This window comes from Geobacillus sp. Sah69, from assembly GCF_001414205.1.
GTDB lineage: Bacteria > Bacillota > Bacilli > Bacillales > Anoxybacillaceae > Geobacillus > Geobacillus stearothermophilus.
Window position 1 is genome coordinate 128,352 of record NZ_LLKS01000032.1, and the last position, 26,009, is coordinate 154,360.

The 26,009-nt window shown below is 56.2% G+C and carries 29 protein-coding genes; 28 read left to right on the forward strand and 1 reads right to left on the reverse strand.

Features of this window, described 5'->3' with window-relative positions:
• Positions 1-71: 71 nt before the first annotated feature.
• Positions 72-152 (forward strand): stage V sporulation protein SpoVM, encoded by an 81-nt coding sequence (gene spoVM / locus AP057_RS07110; protein WP_033011182.1) that lies wholly within the window; start codon positions 72-74, stop codon positions 150-152.
• Between the two features lie 39 nt (positions 153-191).
• On the opposite strand, the gene rpmB is transcribed toward spoVM, so the two are convergent.
• The gene (rpmB, locus tag AP057_RS07115) at positions 192-377 is read right to left on the reverse strand and encodes a 50S ribosomal protein L28 (RefSeq protein WP_033011180.1); all 186 of its coding nucleotides are present in this window, start codon (positions 375-377) and stop codon (positions 192-194) included.
• Positions 378-603: 226 nt separating this feature from the next.
• On the opposite strand from rpmB, the gene AP057_RS07120 reads away from it, so the two are divergent.
• The 27 genes from AP057_RS07120 (at position 604) to sucC (ending at position 25,995) form a co-directional block, all read left to right on the forward strand.
• Positions 604-966, forward strand: coding sequence for an Asp23/Gls24 family envelope stress response protein (locus AP057_RS07120; protein WP_033011178.1), 363 nt, complete (start codon positions 604-606; stop codon positions 964-966).
• Between the two features lie 17 nt (positions 967-983).
• The gene (locus AP057_RS07125; protein ID WP_033016058.1) at positions 984-2,654 is read left to right on the forward strand and encodes a DAK2 domain-containing protein; all 1,671 of its coding nucleotides are present in this window, start codon (positions 984-986) and stop codon (positions 2,652-2,654) included.
• 67 nt (positions 2,655-2,721) lie between these two features.
• Positions 2,722-3,384, forward strand: a complete 663-nt coding sequence (gene sdaAB, locus AP057_RS07130) for an L-serine ammonia-lyase, iron-sulfur-dependent subunit beta (protein ID WP_033011174.1) — start codon at positions 2,722-2,724, stop codon at positions 3,382-3,384.
• A gap of 67 nt (positions 3,385-3,451) precedes the next feature.
• The gene (gene sdaAA, locus AP057_RS07135) at positions 3,452-4,336 is read left to right on the forward strand and encodes an L-serine ammonia-lyase, iron-sulfur-dependent, subunit alpha (RefSeq protein WP_055358402.1); all 885 of its coding nucleotides are present in this window, start codon (positions 3,452-3,454) and stop codon (positions 4,334-4,336) included.
• Positions 4,333-6,381 carry an ATP-dependent DNA helicase RecG gene (recG, locus tag AP057_RS07140; protein ID WP_033016052.1) on the forward strand — a complete coding sequence of 683 codons (2,049 nt, stop codon included), beginning with the start codon at positions 4,333-4,335 and terminating at the stop codon, positions 6,379-6,381. The genes sdaAA and recG overlap by 4 nt, the downstream gene beginning before the upstream one ends.
• A 113-nt stretch (positions 6,382-6,494) precedes the next feature.
• Positions 6,495-7,091, forward strand: a complete 597-nt coding sequence (fapR, locus tag AP057_RS07145; RefSeq protein ID WP_033011168.1) for a transcription factor FapR — start codon at positions 6,495-6,497, stop codon at positions 7,089-7,091.
• Positions 7,075-8,058 carry a phosphate acyltransferase PlsX gene (gene plsX / locus AP057_RS07150; RefSeq protein ID WP_033016046.1) on the forward strand — a complete coding sequence of 328 codons (984 nt, stop codon included), beginning with the start codon at positions 7,075-7,077 and terminating at the stop codon, positions 8,056-8,058. Before fapR ends, plsX begins: the two co-directional genes overlap by 17 nt.
• 20 nt (positions 8,059-8,078) lie before the next feature.
• Complete coding sequence (fabD, locus tag AP057_RS07155; RefSeq protein ID WP_033016045.1) at positions 8,079-9,020, forward strand: ACP S-malonyltransferase; 942 nt, start codon at positions 8,079-8,081, stop codon at positions 9,018-9,020.
• 7 nt (positions 9,021-9,027) lie between these two features.
• Complete coding sequence (fabG, locus tag AP057_RS07160; protein ID WP_033011164.1) at positions 9,028-9,771, forward strand: 3-oxoacyl-[acyl-carrier-protein] reductase; 744 nt, start codon at positions 9,028-9,030, stop codon at positions 9,769-9,771.
• A gap of 60 nt (positions 9,772-9,831) precedes the next feature.
• Positions 9,832-10,065, forward strand: coding sequence for an acyl carrier protein (acpP, locus tag AP057_RS07165; RefSeq protein WP_033016040.1), 234 nt, complete (start codon positions 9,832-9,834; stop codon positions 10,063-10,065).
• Positions 10,066-10,246: 181 nt separating this feature from the next.
• A complete protein-coding gene (gene rnc / locus AP057_RS07170; protein WP_033016039.1) occupies positions 10,247-10,987 on the forward strand; it encodes a ribonuclease III in 741 nt (246 codons plus the stop codon).
• Between the two features lie 140 nt (positions 10,988-11,127).
• Positions 11,128-14,691, forward strand: a complete 3,564-nt coding sequence (gene smc, locus AP057_RS07175) for a chromosome segregation protein SMC (protein ID WP_033016032.1) — start codon at positions 11,128-11,130, stop codon at positions 14,689-14,691.
• Positions 14,692-14,706: 15 nt separating this feature from the next.
• Positions 14,707-15,696 (forward strand): signal recognition particle-docking protein FtsY, encoded by a 990-nt coding sequence (gene ftsY / locus AP057_RS07180; protein WP_055358403.1) that lies wholly within the window; start codon positions 14,707-14,709, stop codon positions 15,694-15,696.
• 208 nt (positions 15,697-15,904) lie between these two features.
• Positions 15,905-16,237, forward strand: a complete 333-nt coding sequence (locus tag AP057_RS07185) for a putative DNA-binding protein (RefSeq protein WP_033011156.1) — start codon at positions 15,905-15,907, stop codon at positions 16,235-16,237.
• An 18-nt stretch (positions 16,238-16,255) separates the two neighbouring features.
• The gene (ffh, locus tag AP057_RS07190) at positions 16,256-17,596 is read left to right on the forward strand and encodes a signal recognition particle protein (RefSeq protein ID WP_055358404.1); all 1,341 of its coding nucleotides are present in this window, start codon (positions 16,256-16,258) and stop codon (positions 17,594-17,596) included.
• Between the two features lie 94 nt (positions 17,597-17,690).
• Positions 17,691-17,963: a 30S ribosomal protein S16 gene (rpsP, locus tag AP057_RS07195; protein ID WP_033011154.1), complete on the forward strand. Its 273-nt coding sequence runs from the start codon at positions 17,691-17,693 to the stop codon at positions 17,961-17,963.
• A gap of 11 nt (positions 17,964-17,974) precedes the next feature.
• Entirely contained in the window at positions 17,975-18,211 is a 237-nt protein-coding gene (locus AP057_RS07200) for a KH domain-containing protein (protein WP_014195433.1), read from the forward strand.
• Positions 18,212-18,257: 46 nt separating this feature from the next.
• Entirely contained in the window at positions 18,258-18,644 is a 387-nt protein-coding gene (locus AP057_RS07205) for a YlqD family protein (RefSeq protein WP_055358405.1), read from the forward strand.
• 14 nt (positions 18,645-18,658) lie between these two features.
• Positions 18,659-19,177, forward strand: a complete 519-nt coding sequence (gene rimM, locus AP057_RS07210) for a ribosome maturation factor RimM (RefSeq protein WP_033011151.1) — start codon at positions 18,659-18,661, stop codon at positions 19,175-19,177.
• A complete protein-coding gene (gene trmD / locus AP057_RS07215; RefSeq protein ID WP_162839645.1) occupies positions 19,177-19,938 on the forward strand; it encodes a tRNA (guanosine(37)-N1)-methyltransferase TrmD in 762 nt (253 codons plus the stop codon). The genes rimM and trmD overlap by 1 nt, the downstream gene beginning before the upstream one ends.
• 135 nt (positions 19,939-20,073) lie before the next feature.
• Positions 20,074-20,424 carry a 50S ribosomal protein L19 gene (gene rplS / locus AP057_RS07220; RefSeq protein WP_014195437.1) on the forward strand — a complete coding sequence of 117 codons (351 nt, stop codon included), beginning with the start codon at positions 20,074-20,076 and terminating at the stop codon, positions 20,422-20,424.
• A 119-nt stretch (positions 20,425-20,543) separates the two neighbouring features.
• A complete protein-coding gene (gene lepB / locus AP057_RS07225) occupies positions 20,544-21,095 on the forward strand; it encodes a signal peptidase I (protein WP_033016029.1) in 552 nt (183 codons plus the stop codon).
• 12 nt (positions 21,096-21,107) lie between these two features.
• Entirely contained in the window at positions 21,108-21,974 is an 867-nt protein-coding gene (ylqF, locus tag AP057_RS07230; RefSeq protein ID WP_033011146.1) for a ribosome biogenesis GTPase YlqF, read from the forward strand.
• Between the two features lie 76 nt (positions 21,975-22,050).
• A complete protein-coding gene (locus tag AP057_RS07235) occupies positions 22,051-22,830 on the forward strand; it encodes a ribonuclease HII (RefSeq protein ID WP_049624363.1) in 780 nt (259 codons plus the stop codon).
• A gap of 48 nt (positions 22,831-22,878) precedes the next feature.
• The gene (locus AP057_RS07240) at positions 22,879-24,432 is read left to right on the forward strand and encodes a hypothetical protein (protein WP_055358406.1); all 1,554 of its coding nucleotides are present in this window, start codon (positions 22,879-22,881) and stop codon (positions 24,430-24,432) included.
• Positions 24,429-24,719 (forward strand): EscU/YscU/HrcU family type III secretion system export apparatus switch protein, encoded by a 291-nt coding sequence (locus AP057_RS07245; RefSeq protein ID WP_033016017.1) that lies wholly within the window; start codon positions 24,429-24,431, stop codon positions 24,717-24,719. Before AP057_RS07240 ends, AP057_RS07245 begins: the two co-directional genes overlap by 4 nt.
• Positions 24,720-24,834: 115 nt before the next feature.
• Complete coding sequence (gene sucC, locus AP057_RS07250) at positions 24,835-25,995, forward strand: ADP-forming succinate--CoA ligase subunit beta (protein WP_020278184.1); 1,161 nt, start codon at positions 24,835-24,837, stop codon at positions 25,993-25,995.
• Positions 25,996-26,009 lie beyond the last annotated feature (14 nt).

The window sequence follows — 26,009 nt, forward strand, 5'->3', positions numbered from 1 at the left end:
AGCAACGGAATATACTGGATAAGGAAATGGCGGGAAGTGCGTGATATGACGGGTGTGAGGAGGGAATCGGGATGAAGTTTTATACGATCAAGCTGCCGAAATTTTTAGGCGGAATTGTGCGGGCGGTGTTGAACGCGTTTAAAAAAGGGTAAGAAAAAAGCACCATTTTTGGTGCTTTTTTTGTTGAACGGTTAGACGCGTTTTACTTTTCCGGATTTCAGGGCGCGCGCCGAAACCCAAACGCGTTTCGGTTTGCCGTCGACTAAAATGCGCACTTTTTGCAAGTTGGCTTTCCACGTGCGGCGGCTGGCGTTCATGGCGTGCGAACGTGTGTTGCCGAACGATTTTTTCTTGCCGGTAATGAAGCATTTCGCCATCGTTTTTCCCTCCTTGCTTTTACATCCCTCTAAAAACACTATTATAATTTATCATACAACGGAAGGGATTGCAATAGACGCGCTCTTTCTCTTTCAAGAAAATGTCCTTGACATATATTTCAGTTTTCGGCTAAATAATACTAGTGGGCGGCCGAGCGCTTTGAAAACAGAAAACGTTATAGTACAATGGGGGTAGCTGTGCGAGATACGCAAAGGGGGAACGAACATGTCAATTGAATGGCAAACAAAATATGGGCGCATTGAAATTGCCAATGAGGTCATTGCCATGATTGCCGGGGGAGCGGCCGTCGATTGCTACGGCATTGTCGGAATGGCGTCGAAAAATCAAATTCGCGACGGGCTGTCGGAAATTTTGCGCCGTGAGAACTTTTCCAAAGGAGTTATCGTCCGCGAGGAAAACGGCGAAGTACATATCGACATGTACATCATCGTCAGTTACGGGACGAAAATTTCCGAAGTCGCCCACAATGTGCAGTCGAAAGTGAAATATACACTCGATCAGACGCTTGGATTGGCGGTTCAGTCCATCAACATTTACGTCCAAGGGGTTCGGGTGGTGAATCCGTAGTAAGGGGGAATCAGCCGGTGGCAATGAGGACGCTTGACGGAAGACGGTTTGCCGATATGGTGCAGCAAGGAGCCGCGCATTTGGCGAACAACGCCAAGGCGGTCGATGCGCTGAACGTCTTTCCGGTTCCAGATGGCGATACAGGAACAAACATGAACTTGTCGATGACGTCCGGAGCGAAAGAGGTGAAGGCGCATGTCTCCGACCATATCGGCAACGTCGCCGCGGCGCTGGCGAAAGGATTGTTGATGGGGGCGCGCGGCAATTCCGGCGTTATTTTGTCGCAGTTGTTCCGCGGGTTTGCCAAAGCGGTGGAAGGCAAACCGCAAGTGGACGGCTTCGAATTTGCCGCCGCCCTGCAAGCGGGGGTCGATACGGCCTATAAGGCGGTGATGAAGCCGGTCGAAGGAACGATCCTCACCGTAGCGAGAGAGGCGGCGCGAAAGGCAATTGAAACAGCGAAAAAAGATCGCGATGTCGTATCGGTGATGGAAGCGGCGCTTGCGGAGGCGAAAGCCGCGCTCAAGCGCACGCCGGAGCTGCTGCCGGTCTTAAAGGAAGTCGGGGTTGTCGACAGCGGCGGCCAAGGGCTTGTGTACGTGTACGAAGGATTCCTTGCCGCTTTGAAAGGAGAAGCTGTCAGCACCGCTCCCGCCGAAGTGCCGATGGAAGAGCTTGTAAAGATGGCTCATCATCAAAGCGCGCAAAGCCATATTCATACCGACGAAATTGAGTTTGGCTACTGTACGGAATTCATGGTTCGGTTTGAGAAGGACAAACTGGCCCAGCATCCGTTTTCCGAAGAAGTGTTTCGCCGCGACTTGAGCCGATTTGGCGATTCTTTGCTTGTCGTCGCCGACGACGAGCTTGTCAAAGTGCACATCCATTCGGAAACGCCGGGCGAGGTGTTGACCTACGGCCAGCGCTACGGAAGTCTCATCAACATTAAAATTGAAAACATGCGCGAACAGCATGCCAACATCGTCGGCAAAGAGGCGGAACGGCCGCTGCAAGCCGGCGCGGAAGAAGCGAAGCCGTACGGCATCGTTGCCGTCGCGATGGGCGCCGGCGTGGCCGAATTGTTTCAAAGCATCGGCGCGCACGCGGTCATTGAAGGCGGACAGACGATGAACCCAAGCACCGAAGAAATCGCGGAGGCCATTCGCCGCGTCAACGCGGAGACGGTGTTCGTGCTGCCGAACAACAAAAATGTCGTGATGGCGGCCAAACAAGCGGCCGAGCTTTCCGAGCGGCAGGTGATCGTCATCCCATCGAAAACCGTTCCGCAAGGCATGGCGGCGCTCTTGGCGTTCAATCCAGCGCAGTCAGCCGAGCAAAACGAGCGGGCGATGACGGCGGCGCTTTCGCGGGTGAAAACGGGGCAAGTGACGTTTTCCGTGCGCGATACAACAATCGATGGCGTCGAAATCGAAAAAGGCGACTACATGGGGCTGTTCGATGACCGCATCGTCGTCGCCGATAAGGACAAGTTGGCCGTGACGAAGCGGCTGCTTGATGCGCTCATTGACGAGGAAAGTGAAATTGTCACCATTTTGTACGGCGAGGATGCGACCGAAGTGGAAGTGGAAACTGTTGTCGCCTATCTGGAAACGGAATATGATGGAGTGGAAGTCGAAGTGCACAACGGCCGGCAGCCGCTCTATCCGTTTATCATTTCCGTCGAATAATATTATGTTAAAATAATAGAAGGGAGCATTCCCTTCTATTTTTTATACGAACGGAGGAAAGGCACCGATGAAATATAAAAGCGTCTTTGACATCATCGGCCCGGTGATGGTCGGACCGTCAAGCTCGCATACCGCCGGGGCGGCGCGCATCGGCCTCGTCGCGCGCAAGCTGTTTGGAAGACAGCCTGAATGGGCGCACATCTCGTTTTACGGCTCGTTTGCCGAAACGTACCGGGGGCATGGGACCGATGTGGCCATCGTCGCCGGGCTGCTTGGATTTGATACGTTTGATGAGCGCATCCCGGACGCTCTGGCGATCGCTCAGGCTGCGGGAATGGACGTCTCGTTTTCCGCCGAAGAGGCGATTCCGCATCACCCGAACACGGCGCGTGTGCGCATTGGCGACGGAAAAGGGGAGCTTGAGCTTGTCGGCGTGTCCATTGGCGGAGGGAAAATTGAAATCATCGAGTTAAACGGGTTCGAGTTAAAGTTGTCGGGCCATCACCCAGCGCTATTAATCATGCATAACGACCGTTACGGGACGATCGGGGCGGTGGCCAGCGCGCTGGCGAAGCATGCCATTAATATCGGCCATATGGAAGTATCGCGCAAGGAAAAAGGGAAGGAAGCGCTGATGACGATCGAAGTCGATCAACCGTTGACCGACGAGCTTTTGCAAGAGTTGGAGCAGCTGCCTAACATTATTCAAGTAACCAAACTCGTTGATTAAATCGAAAACGGTTCCATGTTTTGCGAAGACAGCCATGATGACGGACAGGAAGGATGGGGAAAAGAGAATGTTTCGCAATGTTGCCGAGCTTGTTGCATTGGCGGAAAAAGAGCAAATCAAAATCGCTGAGGTGATGATCCGCCAAGAAGTCGAAGTGAGCGGGCGCAGCCGGGAGGAGATTATGGCGCAAATGGAGCGCCACCTCGAAGTGATGGAGCGGGCTGTTGAAAGAGGGCTGCAAGGAGTCGTTTCCCGCTCGGGGCTGACAGGCGGCGATGCGGTGCGGGTGCAGCGCTATATCGAGCAGGGTCGCTTTTTGTCCGGGGAAACGATTTTGGATGCCGTCAGCAAAGCCATGGCGACAAATGAAGTGAACGCGGCCATGGGCGTCATTTGTGCGACGCCGACAGCGGGCTCAGCCGGCGTTGTCCCCGGGACGCTGTTTGCCGTGAAAGAGCGGTTGAATCCGACGAGAAAAGAAATGGTCGAATTTTTGTTCACCGCTGGGGCGTTCGGCTATGTCGTTGCCAACAATGCTTCCATCTCAGGGGCGGCCGGCGGCTGTCAAGCCGAAGTCGGTTCGGCAGCCGGCATGGCGGCTGCGGCGCTCGTTGAGCTGGCCGGCGGAACGCCTGCTCAAGCAGCCGAAGCGATGGCGATCGCCTTAAAAAATATGCTAGGATTAGTATGTGATCCTGTCGCTGGCTTGGTCGAAGTGCCGTGCGTCAAACGGAATGCGATGGGGGCGGCCAACGCCATGATCGCTGCTGATATGGCGCTGGCCGGTGTAAAAAGCCGCATTCCGTGTGATGAAGTGATCGAGGCGATGTACCGCATCGGCGCGGCCATGCCGGTGGCGCTGAAAGAAACTGCGCAAGGGGGGTTGGCCGCGACGCCGACCGGCCGCGCCATCGCGGCCCGCATTTTCGGCGCTTCTGCGGCATCGAAGTGAACGAAACGATGCAACAGCCGGTGACGGCGGTCAAAGGCATCGGTGAAGAAACGGCGGCGGCGCTCGCCGACATCGGCATCACAACCGTCGGCGACCTGCTCATGTATGCGCCGTACCGGTATGACGATTACGAACAAAAAGATCTAGCCGCCGCCCGCCATGAAGAAAAAGTGACAGTGGAAGGGAAGGTGCACAGCGCCCCGCTTGTAACGTATTACGGAAAAAAAAAGTCGCGCCTTTCCTTTCGCCTGCTTTCCGGCCGCTATTTAATCACGGTTGTCTGCTTCAACCGCCCGTATTTGAAAGAAAAACTCGCCTTCAATGAAACGGTGACCGTAATCGGCAAATGGGACCGGCACCGGCAGGCGATCAACGCCTATGAGCTTCGTTTCGGGGCCGCCCCGGAGACGGCCGGCATTGAACCGGTCTATTCGGTGCGCAGCCCGCTGACGGTCAAAACGATGCGCCGGCTCATGAAGGCGGCGTTCGCCCAGTTTGGCGCGCACATTCCCGATCCGCTGCCGCCCGCTTTGCGCCGCGCCTACCGTCTTGTCGACAAGCAGGAGGCGGTTCGCGCCCTTCATTTTCCGCGCTCGCGTGAAGAGTTGCACCAGGCGCGACGCCGGCTCGTCTATGAAGAGTTTTTGCTGTACCAGCTGAAAATGCAGGCGTTTCGGCGAATTGTGCGCGACGGGCAGCACGGCGTCGCCCATTCGTTTTCCGAAGAGCGGCTGGCGGCGTTTCTTTCCGCTTTGCCGTTTTCATTAACGAACGCCCAGCGGCGCGTCATCAAGGAGATTTTGGCCGATATGCGGGCGCCAAGGCAAATGAACCGTCTTTTGCAAGGCGATGTCGGCTCCGGCAAGACGGTCGTGGCCGCCGTGGCGCTGTATGCGGCGGTATTGTCCGGCTTTCAAGGAGCGCTGATGGTGCCGACGGAAATTTTGGCTGAGCAGCATGCCCGCTCGCTCGCCGACCTGTTTGCCGGCACAGATGTCACGCTGGCGCTGTTGACAAGCTCCGTGAAAGGGAAGAGGCGCAAAGAGCTGCTTGCGGAATTGGAGGAAGGGGCGATCGACATCGTCATTGGGACGCATGCGTTGATTCAAGAAGGTGTACAGTTTCGCCGGCTCGGCCTCGCCATTACTGATGAGCAGCACCGGTTTGGCGTCGAGCAGCGTCGCATTTTGCGCGAAAAGGGGCATGCCCCGGACGTGCTGATGATGACGGCGACGCCGATTCCGCGCACGCTGGCGATCACGGCGTTCGGCGATATGGACGTATCAGTGCTCGACGAAATGCCGGCCGGGCGGAAGAAAGTGGAAACGTATTGGGTCAAGCATCATCAATTCGCGCGTGTGCTCGATTTTATCGAAAAAGAGCTTCGTCGGGGGCATCAGGCGTACGTCATTTGTCCGCTTATTGAAGAGTCGGAAAAATTGGATGTGCAAAATGCCATTGATGTTCATAGTCAGCTCGTCCACTACTACCGCGGGAAATATGAGATCGGCCTCATGCACGGCCGGCTGTCGGCCGATGAAAAAGAAGCGGTGATGCGAGCGTTCAGTGAAAACCGCATTCATGTGCTCGTTTCGACAACGGTCGTGGAAGTCGGGGTGAATGTGCCGAACGCCACCGTGATGGTCATCTATGACGCCGAACGGTTTGGACTTGCCCAGCTTCATCAGCTGCGCGGCCGGGTCGGGCGGGGGGACGCCCAGTCATACTGCATTTTAATTGCCGACCCGAAATCGGAAGTCGGCAAAGAACGGATGCGCATCATGACGGAGACGACGGACGGGTTTGTGCTGGCGGAAAAGGATTTGGAGCTGCGTGGTCCAGGCGATTTTTTCGGCACGAAACAAAGCGGGCTTCCGGAGTTTCAATTTGGCGATCCGGTGCATGATTACCGCATCTTGGAAGTCGCGCGCCGCGATGCCGCCAAACTCGTGTCGACGACGGCGTTTTGGAGTGATGAAGCGTACGCGGGGCTGCGCGCCGAACTTGAGGCGTCCGGCGTGCTCGATGGAGAAAAGCTAGATTAATAGGCAGGCGGCAAAATGTGACCGCTTTTCACTTTTTCTGCTTGCATTCCGTTTTTTGATATTATATATTACTTTTAGTACCTAGTCATAAAACCGGACGGTGTAACGAATCGATGAGAAAAAGCAAACGCGAACGGCAACGGCTGCTGCAGGAGACGATCCGGGAAAATCCGTTTATTACCGACGAAGAGCTGGCAGAAAAGTTCTCAGTCAGCGTGCAGACGATCCGCCTCGACCGGCTTGAACTGTCGATTCCGGAGCTGCGCGAGCGCATTAAACATGTCGCCCGCCAGTCGTTCGCGGATAAAGTGCGGGCGCTGCCGCTTGAGGAAGTGATCGGCGATATTATCGACATTGAGCCGGATGAGAGCGCCATTTCCATTTTCGATGTGAAAGAAGATCATGTGTTCCGGCGCACCCGCATCGCCCGCGGCCATCATTTGTTCGCCCAGGCGAATTCGCTCGCCGTTGCCGTAATCCATGACGAATTGGCGCTGACGGCGAAAGCGACGATCCGCTTTGTTCGTCAAGTCAAGGAAGGCGAACGGGTGGTGGCGAAGGCGAAGGTGACCGGCAAAACGGCGAACGGGCGCACGATTGTCGACGTAAACAGCTACGTCGGCCAAGAGCTCGTGTTTTCCGGAACGTTCGAGATGTATCGTTCAAACATAGAGAAAAAGGATGGCGACAGCAATGAACATCGCGATTGATGCCATGGGAGGCGACCATGCTCCACGCGAAATCGTCCTTGGGGCGGCTCGAGCCGCCGCGCATTTTCCCGACATTCATATTACGCTTATCGGCGACGAAGCGAAAATCCGTCCGCATGTGCCGGACGGAGGGCGCCTGTCGATCCTCCATGCCGATGAGGTGATTGAAGCGACCGATGAGCCGGTGCGGGCTGTGCGGCGCAAAAAAAACTCGTCGTTGGTGCGCATGGCGGAAGAAGTGAAAGAAGGACGCGCTGACGCGTGCATATCGGCCGGCAATACTGGTGCGTTGATGGCGGCTGGGCTGTTTGTCGTTGGGCGGATTGCCGGCATCGACCGGCCAGCGCTCGCGCCGACATTGCCTACGCTAGACGGGCGGGGGTTTGTCTTTTTGGATGTCGGCGCCAATGTCGACGCCCGCCCGGAGCATTTGCAGCAATATGCGATTATGGGGCACGTGTATGCCCAACAAGTGCGGGGCATCGCCAAGCCGCGCATCGGCCTGCTCAACGTCGGCACCGAAGATCAAAAAGGGAATGAAACCGTGAAGCGGGCGTTCTCCTTGCTGAAAGAAACGAACCTTCATTTCATTGGCAATGTGGAGGCGCGCGATTTGCTCAATGGCGTGGCCGATGTCGTTGTCGCTGATGGGTTTGCCGGCAATGTCGCCTTAAAAACGATCGAGGGAACGGCGATGGCGCTTTTTTCGTTGCTCAAGCAGACGCTGACAAGCGGCGCGGTCGCAAAACTCGCCGCCGCTGTCCTCAAGCCGAAGCTCGCCGGACTGAAAAAGATGATGGACTACTCCGAATACGGCGGGGCGGCGTTGTTCGGCTTGAACGCTCCGGTCATTAAAGCGCACGGCTCATCCGATGCGAACGCTATTTTCCATGCCGTCCGCCAAGCGCGCGAGATAGTGGCCCATGATGTCATTGGCACGATCAAAGCGGAGCTCGAGCGGGCATAATGGATAAAGGAGGAAGCAAAATGGGTAAAATCGCCTTTTTATTTCCGGGACAAGGGTCGCAAACGGTCGGCATGGCCAAGGACGCCGCCGACCGCGACGCCCGCGCCCGTGCGGTGATTGAGGCGGCTGACGAGCGGCTCGGATTTCCGCTTTCTTCGCTCATGTTCAACGGGCCGCAAGCTGAGCTGACGCTGACGTACAACGCCCAGCCGGCGCTTTTGACCGCTAGCATCGCCTTGCTTCAGCTCGTAGACGGAGAAGGCTTGAAGGCCGATTACGTCGCCGGCCATAGTTTGGGTGAATACACGGCGCTCGTGGCCGCCGGCGCCATGTCGTTTGCCGACGCTGTCTATGCGGTGCGCCGCCGCGGCGAGCTGATGGATGAAGCGGTGCCGGCCGGCGAAGGGACGATGGCTGCCGTATTAGGGATGGAGGCAGAGGCGCTCGAAGCGGTGACGAACGAAATTGCCGCCCAAGGCCATCCGGTTGAGCCGGCCAATTTCAACTGCCCGGGGCAAATCGTCATCTCCGGTTCGAAAGCGGGAGTGGAAAAGGCGGGGCAGTTGGCGAAAGAGCGCGGCGCGAAACGCGTCATTTCGCTGGAAGTGAGCGGACCGTTCCATTCGTCGCTCATGAAGCCGGCGGCGGAAAAACTGCAGGCTGTTCTTGACAGCCTGGCCATTGAAGATGCTGCTGTTCCCGTCATCGCCAACGTAACGGCTGAGCCGGTGACGAAGAAAGAGGACATTGCCCGTCTTCTTATTGAACAGCTCTATTCGCCGGTGCGCTGGGAACAGTCGGTGCGCACGCTGTTGGCGCTTGGGGTCGACACGTTTGTCGAAATCGGACCGGGGAAAGTGTTGTCCGGTCTCGTGAAAAAAATCGACCGCAACGCCCGTGTTTATGCGGTAAACGATCTCGCTTCCTTGGAAACGACCATTGCGGCGCTGAAAGGAGAATAACAAAACAATGCTTGAAGGAAAAATCGCCCTCGTTACCGGGGCGTCGCGCGGCATCGGCCGGGCGGTTGCCTTGGAGCTCGCCCGTCAAGGGGCGAACGTCGTTGTCAACTATGCCGGCAGCGAGGCAAAAGCGAATGAAGTCGTTGAGATGATCCGCTCGCTCGGCCGCGAAGCGATCGCCGTCCAGGCGGACGTCGCCCGGGCGGAGGAGGTGGAGCGCTTGGTGAAAACAGCGCTCGACCAGTTCGGCCGCCTCGACATTTTGGTGAACAACGCGGGCATTACGCGCGACAATTTGCTCATGCGGATGAAAGAAGAAGAATGGGATGCGGTGATTAATACGAACTTAAAAGGGGTATTTCTTTGTACGAAGGCTGTGACACGGCCGATGATGAAGCAGCGCGGCGGCCGGATCATCAACATCGCCTCCGTCGTCGGGGTCATCGGCAACCCTGGGCAGGCGAACTACGTGGCGGCCAAAGCCGGCGTCATCGGATTGACGAAGACGGCCGCGCGCGAACTCGCCAGCCGGAACATCACCGTCAACGCCGTCGCACCGGGATTCATTACAACCGATATGACCGAAGCACTCAGCGAGGAATTGAAGGGGGAAATGTTAAAACAAATTCCGCTCGCCCGTTTCGGCGAGCCGGATGACGTCGCCCGCGTTGTGGCGTTTCTCGCGTCCGACGCCGCCGGCTACATGACCGGCCAGACGCTTCACGTTGATGGCGGCATGGTCATGCCGTAACAAAAGGCGGCTAGTATTTTCCCTGAGAATCGACTATAATCATGAAGGGAGGTGAACAGAATGGCAGACGTATTGGAACGTGTCACGAAAATCATCGTCGACCGGCTCGGGGTTGACGAATCGCAAGTGACGCTCGAGGCGAAGTTCAAAGACGATTTGGGTGCTGACTCGCTCGACATCGTCGAATTGGTCATGGAGCTCGAAGACGAATTCAACATGGAAATTTCCGACGAAGAAGCGGAAAAAATTGTCACAGTCGGAGATGCTGTGAACTACATAAAAAGCCATCTGTAATCCCGCTTTTTTGCAAAGTCCCGTTGCTCCGAACGGGGCTTTCTCTGCTTTTTAAGAGGCGCACGGGACCTAGCCGCGGAAAAAAGGCGCCTTTGCCACTCGCGTAGCGGGATGGTGAACGGATATAATAAAGGATAGTATACGGCCAGTTTTGTCTGGAACGAAGTCGGAGGGCATTTTTATGTCAAAACAAAAAGACAAAGAACGCATCCACGAAAAAAGGCGGGCGAAGTTTCAAGAACTGCAAAGGAAAATCGGGATCACCTTCCAAAATGAAAAGCTGTTGATGCAAGCGTTCACCCATTCATCGTATGTGAATGAGCATCGGCGGCGGCTTCACGAGGATAATGAACGGCTCGAGTTTTTGGGCGACGCCGTGCTGGAGCTGACCGTTTCCCAATATTTGTTTCAAAAATTCCCACATATGAGCGAAGGGCAGTTGACAAAGCTGCGGGCGGCCATTGTCTGCGAGCCGTCGCTTGTGAAATTTGCCAACTCCCTGTCGTTTGGCGAACTCGTTTTGCTTGGCAAAGGCGAGGAGCTGACCGGCGGACGGACGCGCCCGGCGCTTTTGGCTGACGTGTTTGAAGCGTTTATCGGCGCCCTTTATTTGGATCAAGGAATGGAGGCGGTCCTCCATTTTTTAGGGCAAACGATCTTTCCCAAAATAGATGAAGGTGCTTTTTCTCATGTGATGGATTTTAAAAGCCAGCTGCAGGAACTCGTGCAGCGCGACGGCAGCGGGACGCTTGAATACACCATTTTGGAAGAAAAAGGACCGGCCCACAACAAAGAGTTCGTCGCCCGCGTGGCGTTAAACGGCCAAGAGCTCGGCATCGGTGTCGGCCGCTCCAAAAAGGAAGCCGAGCAGCATGCGGCACAAATGGCGCTTGAGACGCTGCGGGCTGCCGAGCGGCCATAGAAGGCTGGCGCTTTTACGTCAGTCTTTTTGTATGAACATTTTTTCTCGACGCACTGTGGTGGTATATTGAAAACAGCAGCCTGTCCCGGTCCGCTCCGGCGGGCCGAGATCAAAGCGGAAAGATGGTGAAGCATCGTATCATGTTCCTGAAACGGTTAGATGTGATCGGCTTCAAATCATTCGCCGACCGCGTATCGATTGATTTTGTCCCCGGTGTCACGGCGGTTGTCGGCCCGAACGGAAGCGGCAAAAGCAACATTACCGACGCGATCCGCTGGGTGCTCGGCGAGCAGTCGGCGAAATCGCTGCGCGGGGCAAAAATGGAAGACGTCATTTTCGCCGGCAGCGACTCGCGCAAGCCGCTGAATGTCGCCGAAGTGACGATCACGCTCGACAACGAAGATGGCTTTTTGCCGCTTGAGTATCAAGAGGTGAGCATCACCCGGCGCGTTTACCGCTCCGGGGAAAGCGAGTTTTTCATCAACCGCCAGCCGTGCCGCTTAAAAGATATTGTCGATTTGTTTCTGGACTCCGGGCTTGGCAAGGAGGCGTTTTCGATCATCGGCCAAGGCCGGGTCGAAGAAATTTTAAGCAGCAAGCCGGAAGAGCGGCGTACGATTTTTGAAGAAGCGGCCGGTGTCTTGAAATACAAGCTGCGCAAAAAAAAGGCGGAAACAAAACTTGCGGAAACACAAGACAACTTGCATCGCGTCAACGACATTTTGCATGAGCTCGAACAGCAGCTTGAACCGCTTCGGATGCAGGCGTCAATCGCCAAAGAGTATTTGGAAAAACGCGAGGAGCTCGAGCGGTTTGAAGTGGCGCTTATGGTGCACGACATCGAGGAGCTGCACCGGCAATGGAGCGGACTGAAGGAAGCGCTTGATCGGCACCAGCAAGAGGAAGGAGCGCTGGCGGCGGCGCTGCACAAAATGGAAGCCCATATCGAACAGCTGCGCGACCAAATGGCGGCCATTGACGAGTCGATCGACGGCCTGCAGCAAGTGCTGCTGTTGGCAAGCGAGGAGCTTGAAAAACTCGAAGGCCGGAAGGAAGTGTTAAAAGAGAGGAAAAAAAATGCAGAAAAGCGGAAAGAGCAGCTTGAGGAGACTGCCGCCGCTTTAACGGCGAAACAGCGCCGCCTGGCCGAACGGCTCCGTGCAGAGCGGGCTGAGCTCGCCCGGCTTGAGGGCGCTGCCGCGGCGCTGGAGAAAGAGCTGAAAGAGAAACAAATGTCGCTTTCCGAGTATGAGGTTGATCTTGAGGAGGAGATCGAGCGGCGAAAGGGCGATTATATCGACCTTGTCCACGAACAAGCGGCGTTGAAAAACGAGCGCACGCATGTGGAGCAGGCGATCGGCAAGCTGCAGGCCAAGCGGGCGGCGCTCGACGAAGCGAACCGCCACCATCTTGCTGAACGCGAGCAGATAGAACGAAAACTGGCGGCTTCGCGTGCTGAGCAGTCCCGCCTTGAACAAGCCATCGCTGAGACGAGCGGGAAGCTGGCTCATATGACGGCCGCACTTGCGGCACAAAAGGCGGAGCTCGAACGGAATGAGTCGCTTTTGCAGCAGGCGCGTCAATACCGGCAGCAAACAAAAGCGCGCAAGCAATGGCTGGAAGAGATGCAACACGATTATGCCGGCTTTTTCCAAGGGGTGAAGGAAGTATTAAAAGCGCGCGACCGGCTTCCCGGTATTCATGGCGCAATCGTTGAGCTGATCCGCGTGCCGGACCGCTACGAAACGGCGCTCGAAACGGCGCTCGGCGGCGCGATGCAGCACATCGTCGTCGACAGCGAAGCGGCGGCGCGGCAAGCCATCCACTATTTGAAAACGAACGGCCATGGGCGGGCGACGTTTTTGCCGCTTGACGTCATTCAAGCGCGCGCCCTGTCGGAGCGGGAGCGGGCGATGATCAGCGGCCATCCGGCGTTTGTCGGCATCGCAAGCGAGCTGGTCGAGTACGATCGCGCCCACCAGGCGGCGATCGCCCATTTGCTTGGCCACGTCATCGTCACGGCGGACTTAAAAGGAGCCAATGAACTCGCCAAACTCCTTCAGTACCGCTATCGGCTCGTCACCCTTGACGGCGATGTCGTCAGTCCGGGCGGCGCGATGACCGGCGGCGGGGCGGCGAAAAAGACGGCTTCGCTGTTGGGCCGAGCCCGCGAGCTCGAGGCGATGGCTGCCAAATTGCGTGAAATGGATGAAACGATCGCCCGGCTCGAGCGCGATATCGCAGGGAAAGAGCGAGAGCGGGCGGAGCGGGAACGGGAGGCGGCTGCGCTGCAAGAGAAGATGGCGGCGCTGCAGCAGTCGTTGCAGGCGCAAAAAGACGAACAACGCGAACTCGACTGGCAAAAAAAGCGGATCGACGAGCGGCTCGCGCTGTACGATGAAGAAAAAGCGAACGATGAGCGTGAAGCGGCGGAACTCAACCGCCGTCTCGTCGCCGTTGACAGACAGCTTGAGCAGCTTGCCGGAAAGCTGCAAGCGATTGACGACGACATCAGCCGGCTGCAGGCGCAAAAACAGACGGAGCAAACGACAAAAGAAGCGCTGCAAGCCGCGATCACAGAACAAAAAGTCGCTTTGGCCGAGACGAAAGAACGGGTGAAACACGCGCGGCGGACAGTGGAGGAGCTTGAAACGGAATTGGCTGAAACGGCCCGCGAGCTCGAAGCAGCCGAACGGGAGCGCGCCGCCCTTGCCGCCGAAATGAACGCGCCGTCCTGGAACGAGGACGAACTGGAGCAACAGCGGCAGCAAAAGCTAGAAGACAAGCAAAAAACGATTGAACTCATCGCCAGCCGCCGCGAACAGCGGCTTGACTGCCAAGGCCGGCTTGAGCATTTGGAGCGGGAATGGAAAGAAGCGAAGCGCCAGCATAAACAGCTTGTCGATGTGGTCAAAGACGAAGAAGTGAAGTTGAACCGGCTGGACGTTGAGCTTGATAACTTGCTCACCCGGCTTGGCGAAGAGTATGGAATGTCGTTTGAGGCGGCCCGTTTGGCCTATCCGCTTGAAATCGGGGCCGAAGAGGCGCGCAAGCGAGTGAAGCTGATCAAGCGCGCCATCGATGAGCTCGGCACCGTCAATTTAGGAGCGATCGATGAATATGAGCGCGTTTCCGAACGGCACCGTTTTTTGAGCGAGCAAAAAGCCGATTTGGAAGAGGCGAAAGCGACGCTCCATCAAGTGATCGACGAAATGGACGAGGAAATGAAAAAACGGTTTTTTTCAACGTTCGAACAAATCCGCGCTCATTTCGGCGAGGTGTTCCGCGAGCTGTTCGGCGGCGGGCGCGCCGATTTGCGCCTGACTGACCCGAACGACTTGCTTGAAACCGGGGTGGAGATCGTCGCCCAGCCGCCGGGGAAAAAGCTGCAGCACTTAAGCCTGCTTTCAGGCGGTGAGCGGGCGTTGACGGCGATCGCCCTTTTGTTCTCGATTTTAAAAGTGCGCCCAGTGCCGTTTTGCGTCCTCGATGAAGTCGAGGCGGCGCTTGATGAAGCGAACGTGCAGCGCTACGCCCAATATTTGAAGCGGTTCAGCCGCGATACGCAATTTATCGTCATCACCCACCGGAAAGGGACGATGGAAGAGGCGGACGTGCTGTATGGCGTCACGATGCAAGAATCGGGCGTCTCGAAGCTCGTTTCCGTCCGTTTGGAAGACTCCAAGCAACTCGTGTCGTCATAGAAAGGAGGAGCCTCGATGGGCTTTTTTCAAAAGTTGAAAGAAAAGTGGACAAAACAGGCGGATGCCGTCACGGAAAAGTTTAAGGAAGGGCTGTCGAAAACGCGCGATTCACTCGCCGGGAAAGTGAACGACTTGATCGCCCGCTACCGGAAAGTCGATGAGGAATTTTTCGAAGAGCTGGAGGAAATTTTAATCGCCGCTGACGTCGGCGTGGCGACCGTCATGGAACTGATCGATGAGCTGAAAATGGAAGTGAAGCGCCGCAACATTCAAGATTCGGCGCAAATGCGCGACGTGATCGCGGAAAAACTGATTGACATTTACCGCGCCGGCGCCGATGACAACGAGCTTTCCGCCTTGAATATGCAAGAAGGAGGGCTGACGGTCATATTGTTCGTCGGCGTCAACGGCGTTGGCAAGACGACGACGATCGGAAAACTGGCGCATAAGCTGAAATCGGAAGGGAAATCGGTGCTCTTGGCCGCAGGCGACACGTTCCGCGCCGGAGCGATCGAGCAGTTGGAAGTATGGGGCGAACGCGTTGGGGTCGATGTCATTAAGCAGGCGGCCGGCTCCGACCCGGCGGCCGTTATGTACGACGCCATTCAGGCGGCAAAAGCACGCAGCGTTGACGTGTTGTTGTGCGACACAGCCGGGCGGCTGCAAAACAAAGTGAACTTAATGAAAGAGCTTGAAAAAGTGAAGCGCGTCATCAGCCGCGAAATCCCGGGCGCTCCGCATGAAGTGCTGCTTGTGCTTGATGCGACGACCGGGCAAAATGCGATGAGTCAGGCGAAGCTGTTTAAAGAAGCGACCGATGTGACCGGCATCGTGTTGACAAAGCTCGACGGAACGGCAAAAGGCGGCATCGTGCTCGCCATTCGCAACGAGCTGGCCATCCCGGTGAAATTCGTCGGCCTCGGCGAAAAGATGGACGATTTGCAGCCGTTTGATGCAGAAAAATATGTATACGGACTGTTTGCCGGTTTGTTCGATGAACAATAACGGCTAGTTGGCCAGTTGCATGCCGTTTAGCGGCTCGTACGGCATCGGCGCGGCCTGCATTCGTGTTTTCCCGCCAGGCTGGCGGCCAACCGCGCCCCAGCCTTGCTTTTATGGGGGGGAAAATCGTCCTCATCTTGACAAGAGCCGGAAAACAAAGTACACTCACTTGTAAAGGGAATTTACTTAACAACGGGGGAGGGAGCGTTCGGTGCTCGAAAAAACGATGCGCATGAACTATTTGTATGATTTTTATCACGCGCTGCTGACGCCGAAACAGCGCAATTACATGGCGCTGTACTACTTGGACGACTACTCCCTCGGGGAAATTGCTGAACAATATGAGGTGAGCCGCCAGGCGGTGTACGATAACATCCGGCGCACAGAAGCGATGCTTGAGCAGTATGAAGAGAAGCTCGGGCTGCTGCAAAAATATGAACAGCGGCGGCAGGCCATCGAGCGGCTGAAAGACTACATCAGCCGGCATTACGGCGCTGACGCCGAATTGGCGGCGCTTGTCCGCGAGCTGGATGAACTTGATTAAAAAAAGGGGGTGGCCGCCATGGCGTTTGAAGGATTGTCCGAACGTTTGCAGCAGGTGATGAACCGCATCCGCGGCAAAGGGAAAGTCACCGAAGCGGATGTCAAAGAGATGATGCGCGAAGTGCGCCTCGCTTTGCTCGAGGCGGACGTCAACTTTAAAGTCGTCAAAGATTTCATCAAACGGGTGAGCGAACGGGCCGTCGGGCAGGAAGTGATGAAAAGCTTGACGCCGGGCCAGCAGGTGATTAAAGTGGTCAAAGAGGAGCTGACGGCGTTAATGGGCGGCGAACAGAGCAAAATCGCGGTCGCCAAAAAGCCGCCGACGGTCGTCATGATGGTTGGCCTGCAAGGGGCTGGGAAGACGACAACGACCGGGAAGCTCGCCAACTTGCTGCGCAAGCGCCATAACCGGAAGCCGCTGCTGGTCGCTGCTGACGTCTACCGCCCAGCGGCGATCAAGCAGCTGGAGACGCTCGGCAAACAGCTGAACGTTCCTGTCTTTTCGCTCGGCGAGGATGCCAATCCAGTCGAGATCGCGAAACAGGCGCTCGAGCGGGCGAAAGAAGAGTATTACGACTATGTGCTGATCGACACGGCCGGCCGCCTTCACATTGATGAGGCGCTCATGGATGAACTGAAGCAAATGAAAGAGGCGGTCAAGCCGGACGAAATTTTCCTCGTTGTCGACGCCATGACCGGTCAAGACGCCGTCAATGTCGCGCAAAGCTTCCATGAACAGCTCGGCATCACCGGCGTTATTTTGACGAAGCTCGATGGCGACACGCGCGGCGGGGCGGCGCTGTCGATTCGCGCCGTGACGGGAGCGCCGATCAAGTTCGCCGGGATGGGCGAAAAACTGGATGCGCTCGAGCCGTTTCATCCGGAGCGGATGGCGTCCCGCATTTTAGGGATGGGCGATGTCTTGACGCTCATTGAAAAAGCGCAGGCCGCCGTTGATGAGGAGAAGGCGAAAGAGCTCGAACAAAAAATGCGCACGGCCACCTTCACGCTTGACGACTTTTTGGAGCAGCTCGGCCAAGTGCGCAAGCTCGGACCGCTTGACGAACTGATTAAAATGCTGCCGGGAGCCAATAAAATCAAAGGGCTTTCCAACATTCAAGTCGATGAAAAGCAAATCGCCCGCGTCGAAGCGATCATCCGCTCGATGACGAAAGAGGAGAAAATGCATCCGGAAATCATCAACGCTAGCCGCAAAAGGCGGATCGCCAAAGGGAGCGGCACGACCGTGCAAGACGTCAACCGGCTGCTCAAGCAATTTGATGACATGAAAAAAATGATGAAAATGATGACGAATATGCCCAAAGGGAAGAAAAAAGGATTTCGCTTCCCATTTATGTAAATGATGTTCTGTTAAGCGAAAAACCTTTACAAACGGAAAAAGAATTGTTAATATACTATCTTGTGTGAACACTATACGGAGGTGCGTACAAACTATGGCAGTAAAAATTCGTTTAAAACGCATGGGCGCAAAGAAAAAACCGTTTTACCGCATTGTTGTGGCGGATTCCCGCTCGCCGCGCGACGGCCGCTTCATTGAAACGATCGGCACATACAATCCGGTTGCGGAGCCAGCCGAAATCAAAATCGATGAAGAGCTGGCGCTCAAATGGCTGCAAAACGGTGCCAAACCGTCCGACACGGTGCGCAGCTTGCTGTCGAAACAAGGCATTTTAGAGAAGTTCCATAACTTGAAATACGGCAAATAAGCGGGATGCACATGAAACCGCTCATTGAAACGATCGTCAAGGCGCTTGTCGATCATCCGGAGGCGGTGGCGGTCGAAACCCGTGAGGAAGAGACGGCCGTCATCTATGAACTATCGGTGCACGATGACGACATCGGCAAAGTGATCGGCAAACAAGGACGGACGATCCATGCGATCCGCACGGTCGTTTATGCCGCCGCCGCTGGATCGCCCAAGCGGGTGATTGTGCACGTGAAAGAAAAAGGGTGAGGATGTTCCTCTCCCTTTTTTGATATCTTCGTAAAGGGGGATGGGGATGAAGCTCATTCAAACGGTCGAAGTGCGGCAAGTTGTCACCGAGCGGAGCAAACAAGAGCTTGCGGCGGCATTTGCGGCGCGCAAGCAGCAGTTGGAGCGCGAGTGCGGCCAGCTTCGCTTCGAGCAAAAGCGGATGGAAAAAAGCGGGAAATACCCGGCTAGTCTTGTAAAGCAATATTTTGCCAAAGAAATCGACGACCGGATGGAGAAAATCAAGCTGCTTGAGTTTCAGCTTGAACAGTTACATATGCTATCGTTAGGAAGTGAATTGAAAGAGCGGGAAGTCGAGGCGCTCATTGAGGTGAACGTCGGCGACCGCTGGGAAGAGGTGACGAAAACGCGCGCCATTATCGTTGAAGACGGCGTCGTGAAAGAGATTCGCTAAGGAGGGAGCAAAGAATGGAACGATGGTTTAACGTCGGCAAAATCGTCAATACGCACGGCATTCGTGGCGAAGTGCGCGTCATTTCCCGCACCGATTTTCCGGAAGAGAGATACAAAAAAGGAAATAAGCTGTACATTTTCCGCGAACGAGACAGCGAGCCGATCGAAGTGACGGTGAAAAGCCATCGCGTCCATAAATCGTTCGACTTGCTGTCGTTTGAAGGCTATGACAGCATCAACGATGTCGAACCGTTTAAAGGAGCGATGCTGAAAGTGCCGGAAAGCCAGCTCGGTGAACTCGCGGAAGGCGAGTATTATTTCCATGAAATCATCGGCTGTACCGTCGTAACGGAAGAAGGAGAAACGATCGGCACGGTCAGGGAAATTTTAACGCCGGGGGCGAACGACGTCTGGGTCGTCCGGCGCGGCGACGGCACCGATGCGCTCATTCCGTACATCGATGAAGTCGTTCTTCGCGTCGATCCGGCGCAAAAAACGATCATCATCCGACCGATGGAAGGGCTGCTTGAATGATGCGGATCGATATTTTGACGCTGTTTCCCGACATGTTTTCCGGCGTATTGAATGAGTCGATTTTAAAGAAGGCGCAAGAAAAAGGGGCGGTGGACATCCGGCTTGTTGACTTCCGCGAATTTGCCGACAACAAGCATAAGACGGTTGATGATTACCCGTACGGTGGCGGCGCCGGCATGGTGCTGAAGCCGCAGCCGATTTTCGACGCGGTGGAACATGTGACAGCCGGCTCGCCTGGCGCGCGCATTATTTTGCTTTGCCCGCAAGGCGAGCGCTACACGCAAAAAAAGGCAGAAGAGCTCGCCCAAGAAGAGCATTTGGTGCTTATTTGCGGCCATTACGAAGGATATGATGAGCGCATCCGCCAATATTTGGCGACCGATGAAATTTCGATCGGCGATTACATTTTAACAGGCGGGGAGCTCGGCGCCATGGTCATCGTCGACAGCGTCGTCCGCCTGCTGCCCGGCGTGCTCGGCAACGAAGCGTCGCCGGTTGACGACTCGTTCAGTTCCGGCCTGCTGGAGTATCCGCAATACACAAGGCCAGCCGACTTTCGCGGCATGAAAGTGCCGGACATTTTGCTTTCCGGGAACCACCAGCTCATTGCTGAATGGCGCGAGAAGGAGTCGCTCCGGCGCACGTTTTTGCGCCGCCCGGATTTGCTCGCCGGCTATCCGCTCACCGAGAAACAAAAGCAATGGCTGAAAGAGTGGGAACATGAACGCGAAACGGAAAACAGCGGCTCTCAATGCGAATAACTATTGCTTGCGCCCGGCGTTTATGCTATCATATCTTTTGTGTGACTGAAGCAGTCCGCTTAAGGACGGAAAACGATGTTCCGCTGCAATGATCAAACGCATTGGCATGAACATCTGTGGAAGGAGTGGAAAATGATGCATCATTTAATCCAAGAGATCACGAAAGAACAATTGCGGACCGACTTGCCGGATTTCCGCCCGGGCGACACGGTGCGCGTCCACGTGAAAGTTGTGGAAGGCAACCGCGAACGCATCCAAGTGTTTGAAGGTGTCGTCATCAAACGGCGCGGAGCGGGCATCAGCGAAACGTTCACCGTCCGCAAAGTGTCCTATGGCGTCGGCGTTGAGCGCACATTCCCGGTGCATACGCCGAAAATCGCAAAATTGGAAGTCATCCGCCGCGGGAAAGTTCGCCGTGCGAAATTGTACTACTTGCGTGAACTTCGCGGCAAAGCGGCGCGCATTAAAGAAAAAACGGCCCAATAACGGGCAACGGTGGATCACAGCGGAAAAGGAGCTTGCTTTCAAGCTCCTTTTTTCACTACCGCCAATGATGATTACGGTAGTGATCCACGACTGCAAACTTTGATTTAGGTGGGTGGACAATGGAACAGAAAAAAAGCGAATGGCGCGAATGGCTGAAAGCCATTGTTGTTGCGGTGCTGTTGGCCGGGGGCATCCGCTACTTTATTTTTGCCCCGATTATCGTCGACGGCATTTCGATGATGCCGACGTTACATAATCACGAGCGGATGATTGTCAATAAGTTGGCCTACAAAATCGGCATGCCGCATCGTTTCGATATTATTGTGTTTCATGCCGAGGAAGGGAGAGACTATATTAAACGGGTGATCGGCTTGCCGGGCGACCGGATCGAGTACAAAAATGATACCTTGTACGTAAACGGCAAACCGTATAAAGAGCCGTATTTGGACGAACGTAAAAAGCAGGTTGCCGACGGGCCGCTGACCGAGCCGTTTACACTTGAGGAATTGACCGGGCGGAGCACGGTGCCGGAAGGGCATTTGTTCGTCATGGGCGACAATCGCCGATTCAGCAAAGACAGCCGCCATATCGGCTTCATTCCGATGTCAAAAGTCGTTGGCAAGGCGAATCTTGTGTATTGGCCGCTTTCTGACGCCCGGATTGTGAAATAAACGAGGCAGGTGATGCCAATGACAGTGATTCAATGGTTTCCCGGCCATATGGCAAAAGCGAAGAGGGAAGTGCAAGAAAAATTAAAGTTGATCGACGTAGCGTTTGAGCTGCTTGACGCCCGTTTGCCGATGTCATCGCGCAACCCGATGATCGATGACATTCTCGGACAAAAGCCGCGCCTCATTTTGCTCAATAAGGCGGATATGGCCGATGAGGCCGTGACTGAGCAATGGATCCGCTATTTCCGCGGCCAAGGCCGAACAGCCATCGCCATCGATGCGCAAAGCGGGACGGGGGTCAGGCAAATCGCTTTCATTGCCAAAGAAATGGTAAAAGAGAAATTTGAGAAAATGCGGGCGAAGGGCATTAAAAATCCACGCCCCGTGCGGGCGCTCATTGTCGGCATCCCGAATGTCGGCAAATCGACGCTCATCAACCGGCTCGCCGGCCGCCATATCGCCAAAACCGGCGATAAGCCGGGGGTGACGAAAGCCCAGCAATGGATCAAAGTCGGCAAAGAAATGGAGCTGCTTGATACGCCAGGGATTTTATGGCCAAAGTTCGAGGATGAAGACGTCGGCTTCAAGCTCGCGGTCACCGGAGCGATCAAAGATGAAATTTTGAACTTGCAAGACGTCGCTGCCTATGCGCTCCGCTTTTTGTCAGTCCATTATCCGGAACGGCTGTCGGAGCGCTACCGCCTTGACAGCATCCCCGATGACATCGTCGCCTTATTTGACGCCATCGGCCGGCGGCGCGGCTGCCTGACAGCGGGCGGCGGCATTGACTATGACAAGGTCGCTGACATTGTCTTATACGACATTCGCACCGAAAAATTAGGACGGTTGAGTTTTGAAACGCCCGCTTCCTGGACGTAATGGCGTCCGGCGGGCGTTTTTTGCTTCACAGCCGGCTGAACATGGCCGATAGTATAAGTAGAAAAGGGAGAGAAACATGAAGGAGTACACGGTAAAAGAAATCGAAGCTCTGCTTCCGGAGCTTGGCGGCGAGGATGACCCGCGCTGGGAGATGCTGCGGCGCGATGAACGGAAAAGCGTGCAGGCGCTGCTTGCCCGTTTTGTGAAACAAAAAGAGCGGGAAAAAGTGATGCGGCGGCGTTGGGAGGAGTTGATGCGCTATGAGCGTGAACTGTACGCCGCCGGCATCGAACGAATCGCCGGCATTGACGAGGCCGGGCGCGGGCCGCTTGCTGGCCCGGTCGTCGCGGCGGCGGTCATTTTGCCGCCTGACGCCTACTTGCCAGGGCTTGACGATTCGAAACGGCTGACAGCAGCCAAGCGCGAGGCGTTGTTTGCGCAAATTGAGGCGTGTGCGGTTGCGGTCGGCATCGGCATTGTCAGTGCGGCGGAAATTGATGAGCGGAATATTTACGAGGCGACGAAACAGGCGATGGCAAAGGCGGTCAGCGCGCTGTCGCCGCCGCCTGACTACTTGCTCGTTGATGCGATGGCGGTGCCGTGCGCGCTGCCGCAGCGGCGTCTGATGAAAGGCGATGCCAACAGCGCTTCGATCGCCGCGGCTTCCATTATGGCCAAAGTGACGCGCGACCGGCTGATGAAAGAGCTCGACCGCCGCTATCCGCAGTACGGGTTTGCCCGTCATATGGGCTACGGGACGCCGGAGCATCTCGAGGCGATCCGCCGTTACGGCATAACGCCGGAGCACCGCCGCTCGTTCGCGCCGGTAAAGGAAGCGGCGGGCGTTGAAAATTAGCCGGCCCCACGGCTGGGATGCGGGCCGGGACGAAAGGGGGAAAGCAAAATGGTGGAGCGGATGGAACGAACCGTTCCTGTCGCCGCCGTCCGTGATGCGGCGTCAAGCGGACAGTTTCGGCCGGGGCAGGCGGTTGTCGGCCGAATCGAGCGGGTGGAAGAGGCGGAGACGGGGGAGCGGACAGCGCTTGTCCGCACCGGCGGCCGCCTCGTGCGCGCCCGCCTCGAGGCGCCGCTTGCCGCCGGGCGCACGTACTTGTTTGAAATCAAGGAAAGCGGCAGCAACGTTTACTGGAAAGCGGTCGCGCTTTCCGAACCGGAGCAGGCGGTTCCCCGTGAAGATGTCGTCCGCCGATGGCAGCAGGCGTGGAAGCTGCCCGAGGCCGCGCTCCCGGTGCTTCGCCAAGCGCTGAAGGCAGGCGCGGCCGTAACGAAAGAAGAAGCGGCGGAACTGGCTGCAGCGGTGCGGAAAACCGGCCGGCCGGCCGACGCGGAGGAGGTGCTTGCTTATTTGTTCCATCGCCGCCTCCCACCGTCTCCCGCCGTATTTCGCGCACTGTGGGCGGCGCGGACCGGAGAGCCGCTCGCAGTGCAGCTTGAAAGGCTAAAAGCGGTGTTCACTGAACGTTCTTCAGGCCCGATGGCGCCGGTGTTCAAGCAGGCGGCTGACCGTCTTCTTTCGCCGCCGCTGTTCGCCTATGAGGCAGCGGTGCGCCTGTTGTTGACAGCGGAAGAAGGAGCGGAGGGGCCGGCTCATGCGCTTCTTTTCCGCCTCGGGCTTGTTCCGCTACCGGCAGGACGGATGGCTACCATTCAGAACGCCATGCAGCAGCGGCAGTTTGCTGAAGTCGGGAAGCTGCTCGGCCTGACGGACGAGGAAGCGTTTTTCGCGCGCTTTGCCGCTGTCGATGCCGCCTGCAAAAGCGGTGCGCTGTCAGAGGCGGAAGCGAAGCTGTGGACGTCTGTCCGCACGGCCGGCGACCCGGCGCTGTCGCTGTTTCATTGGTTGAGGCGGATCGCTGGCCGCCTCGGGCTTGAGGATGAGGCGATGCTCGCCGAAGCGTTGAAAACAAGAGGCGCGCCGCCGATGGCTCCTTCGTTGAGACGGCTGCTTCTTCATCTGCTCGGCGGAGCGGGAAGCAAAGAGGCAGAAGCCGCGGCGGAAGCGTTTCTTGACCGCCTTGACGGAATGGCCGTCATCGCCGGAAGCGATGGGCCTGTCGGGCACATTTGGATTTCTTTTCCTTTGCCGCTGGGCGGGCGCAACCACGATTTTTCGGTTTATTGGCAAGGGCGGCGGAAGGATGGAGGGGCGCTTGATCCCGATTATAGCCGCATCGTTTGCAGCGTCACGCTCGAACAACTGGGCGGGATTTTGATCGATATGCGTGTGCAGCGGCGGATCGTCCACATTTCCCTTTTTCACGATGATCCGAGGCTGCCGGAGCTCGTTCATCGCTTTGCCCCGCTGGTGAAAGAGCGTCTTCAGGCGCACGGTTATCTGCTGTCGGGCATTGATGTGAAAGCGGCCGAAGCTAGTCCCCCGGCCCCTTCCGTGCTGCCGTTTGCCGGCAGCAGCAGCGAGGTGGATTGGCGCGTATGAGCGAGGAGCGGAAAAAAGCGGTCGCCCTGTCCTATGACGCGGCGGTTCACGAAGCGCCTGTCGTGAAAGCGAAGGGAGCGGGAACGGCGGCGGAAGCGATCATCGCTGCCGCCCAACAGCATGGCGTGCCGATTCGAAAGGATCCGTCGCTCGTTGAACTTCTCAGCAAAGTGGAAATCGATAACACGATTCCGGAAGTGCTGTATGCGGTTGTGGCGGAGTTGTTTGCGTTCCTTTATCAGCTGGATCAGGCGGCGAAACAGGAAACGGAGGGAGAAAAGGGATGATTTTTCAACCTCCTAATTTCTCAATTTTGCGACGAAACGGTGGACAAGCGGGAAATGTTAGGTATAAAATGAAAGCGCTAAGACTTTTTCAGTTTCATACATAGGAGGTTGGCGCATGAACATTCATGAATACCAAGCAAAAGAAATTTTGCGAAGCTATGGCGTAAGCGTGCCGAACGGCCGCGTCGCGTTCACGGTTGATGAAGCAGTGGAAGCCGCCAAAGCGCTCGGCACGCCGGTATGCGTTGTCAAGGCGCAAATTCATGCCGGCGGGCGCGGCAAAGCGGGCGGGGTGAAAGTGGCGAAAAGCTTAGAGGAAGTCCGTACATACGCCAGCGAACTGCTCGGCAAAGTGCTCGTCACCCACCAAACCGGCCCGGAAGGAAAAGAAGTGAAACGGCTGTTGATTGAAGAAGGGTGCGACATCCAAAAAGAATACTATATCGGCCTTGTCGTCGACCGCGCCACCTCGCGCGTCGTGTTGATGGGCTCGGAAGAAGGCGGCACGGAAATCGAAGAAGTCGCGGCGAAAACGCCGGAGAAAATTTTCAAAGAGTACATTGACCCGGCCGTCGGGCTGCAGGCGTTCCAAGCGCGCCGCTTGGCGTTCAACATCAACATTCCGAAGCATCTCGTCAACCAAGCGGTCAAATTTATGATGGGCTTGTACCAAGTGTTTGTCGACAAAGACTGCTCGATCGCCGAAATCAACCCGCTTGTCGTCACCGGCGACGGCAAGGTGATGGCGCTTGACGCGAAGCTGAACTTTGATTCGAACGCGTTGTACCGCCACCCGGACGTGCTCGAATACCGAGATTTGGACGAAGAAGATCCGAAAGAGGTTGAAGCATCGAAATACGACTTGAACTACATCGCCCTTGACGGCAACATCGGCTGCATGGTCAACGGCGCCGGCTTGGCGATGGCGACGATGGACATCATCAAATATTACGGCGGCGAGCCGGCCAACTTCCTCGATGTCGGCGGCGGCGCCAGCGAGGAAAAAGTGACGGAAGCGTTCAAAATCATTTTGTCGGACCCAAACGTGAAAGGCATTTTCGTCAACATTTTCGGCGGCATTATGAAATGCGACGTCATCGCGAGCGGCATCGTCGCAGCGACGAAGCAAGTCGGCCTCACGCTTCCGCTTGTCGTCCGTCTTGAGGGTACGAACGTCGAGCTCGGGAAAAAGATTTTAGAAGAATCGGGCTTGAACATTACGGCGGCGGAATCGATGGCGGACGGCGCGCAAAAAATCGTCGAGCTAGTACGTTAAGAAAGCGAGGGAGA

Coding starts and splice junctions, on each gene's coding strand:
- sdaAB (WP_033011174.1), top strand. CDS start 2,722: ATGAAATATAAAAGCGTCTTTGACATCATCGGCCCGGTGATGGTCGGA.
- ftsY (WP_055358403.1), top strand. CDS start 14,707: ATGGGCTTTTTTCAAAAGTTGAAAGAAAAGTGGACAAAACAGGCGGAT.
- smc (WP_033016032.1), top strand. CDS start 11,128: ATGTTCCTGAAACGGTTAGATGTGATCGGCTTCAAATCATTCGCCGAC.
- rpsP (WP_033011154.1), top strand. CDS start 17,691: ATGGCAGTAAAAATTCGTTTAAAACGCATGGGCGCAAAGAAAAAACCG.
- sdaAA (WP_055358402.1), top strand. CDS start 3,452: ATGTTTCGCAATGTTGCCGAGCTTGTTGCATTGGCGGAAAAAGAGCAA.
- fabG (WP_033011164.1), top strand. CDS start 9,028: ATGCTTGAAGGAAAAATCGCCCTCGTTACCGGGGCGTCGCGCGGCATC.
- rnc (WP_033016039.1), top strand. CDS start 10,247: ATGTCAAAACAAAAAGACAAAGAACGCATCCACGAAAAAAGGCGGGCG.
- rimM (WP_033011151.1), top strand. CDS start 18,659: ATGGAACGATGGTTTAACGTCGGCAAAATCGTCAATACGCACGGCATT.
- AP057_RS07120 (WP_033011178.1), top strand. CDS start 604: ATGTCAATTGAATGGCAAACAAAATATGGGCGCATTGAAATTGCCAAT.
- ffh (WP_055358404.1), top strand. CDS start 16,256: ATGGCGTTTGAAGGATTGTCCGAACGTTTGCAGCAGGTGATGAACCGC.
- fapR (WP_033011168.1), top strand. CDS start 6,495: ATGAGAAAAAGCAAACGCGAACGGCAACGGCTGCTGCAGGAGACGATC.
- AP057_RS07240 (WP_055358406.1), top strand. CDS start 22,879: ATGGTGGAGCGGATGGAACGAACCGTTCCTGTCGCCGCCGTCCGTGAT.
- ylqF (WP_033011146.1), top strand. CDS start 21,108: ATGCCAATGACAGTGATTCAATGGTTTCCCGGCCATATGGCAAAAGCG.
- trmD (WP_162839645.1), top strand. CDS start 19,177: ATGCGGATCGATATTTTGACGCTGTTTCCCGACATGTTTTCCGGCGTA.
- fabD (WP_033016045.1), top strand. CDS start 8,079: ATGGGTAAAATCGCCTTTTTATTTCCGGGACAAGGGTCGCAAACGGTC.
- rpmB (WP_033011180.1), bottom strand. CDS start 377: ATGGCGAAATGCTTCATTACCGGCAAGAAAAAATCGTTCGGCAACACA.
- spoVM (WP_033011182.1), top strand. CDS start 72: ATGAAGTTTTATACGATCAAGCTGCCGAAATTTTTAGGCGGAATTGTG.
- AP057_RS07245 (WP_033016017.1), top strand. CDS start 24,429: ATGAGCGAGGAGCGGAAAAAAGCGGTCGCCCTGTCCTATGACGCGGCG.
- lepB (WP_033016029.1), top strand. CDS start 20,544: ATGGAACAGAAAAAAAGCGAATGGCGCGAATGGCTGAAAGCCATTGTT.
- AP057_RS07200 (WP_014195433.1), top strand. CDS start 17,975: ATGAAACCGCTCATTGAAACGATCGTCAAGGCGCTTGTCGATCATCCG.
- AP057_RS07205 (WP_055358405.1), top strand. CDS start 18,258: ATGAAGCTCATTCAAACGGTCGAAGTGCGGCAAGTTGTCACCGAGCGG.
- acpP (WP_033016040.1), top strand. CDS start 9,832: ATGGCAGACGTATTGGAACGTGTCACGAAAATCATCGTCGACCGGCTC.
- rplS (WP_014195437.1), top strand. CDS start 20,074: ATGCATCATTTAATCCAAGAGATCACGAAAGAACAATTGCGGACCGAC.
- AP057_RS07235 (WP_049624363.1), top strand. CDS start 22,051: ATGAAGGAGTACACGGTAAAAGAAATCGAAGCTCTGCTTCCGGAGCTT.
- plsX (WP_033016046.1), top strand. CDS start 7,075: ATGAACATCGCGATTGATGCCATGGGAGGCGACCATGCTCCACGCGAA.
- sucC (WP_020278184.1), top strand. CDS start 24,835: ATGAACATTCATGAATACCAAGCAAAAGAAATTTTGCGAAGCTATGGC.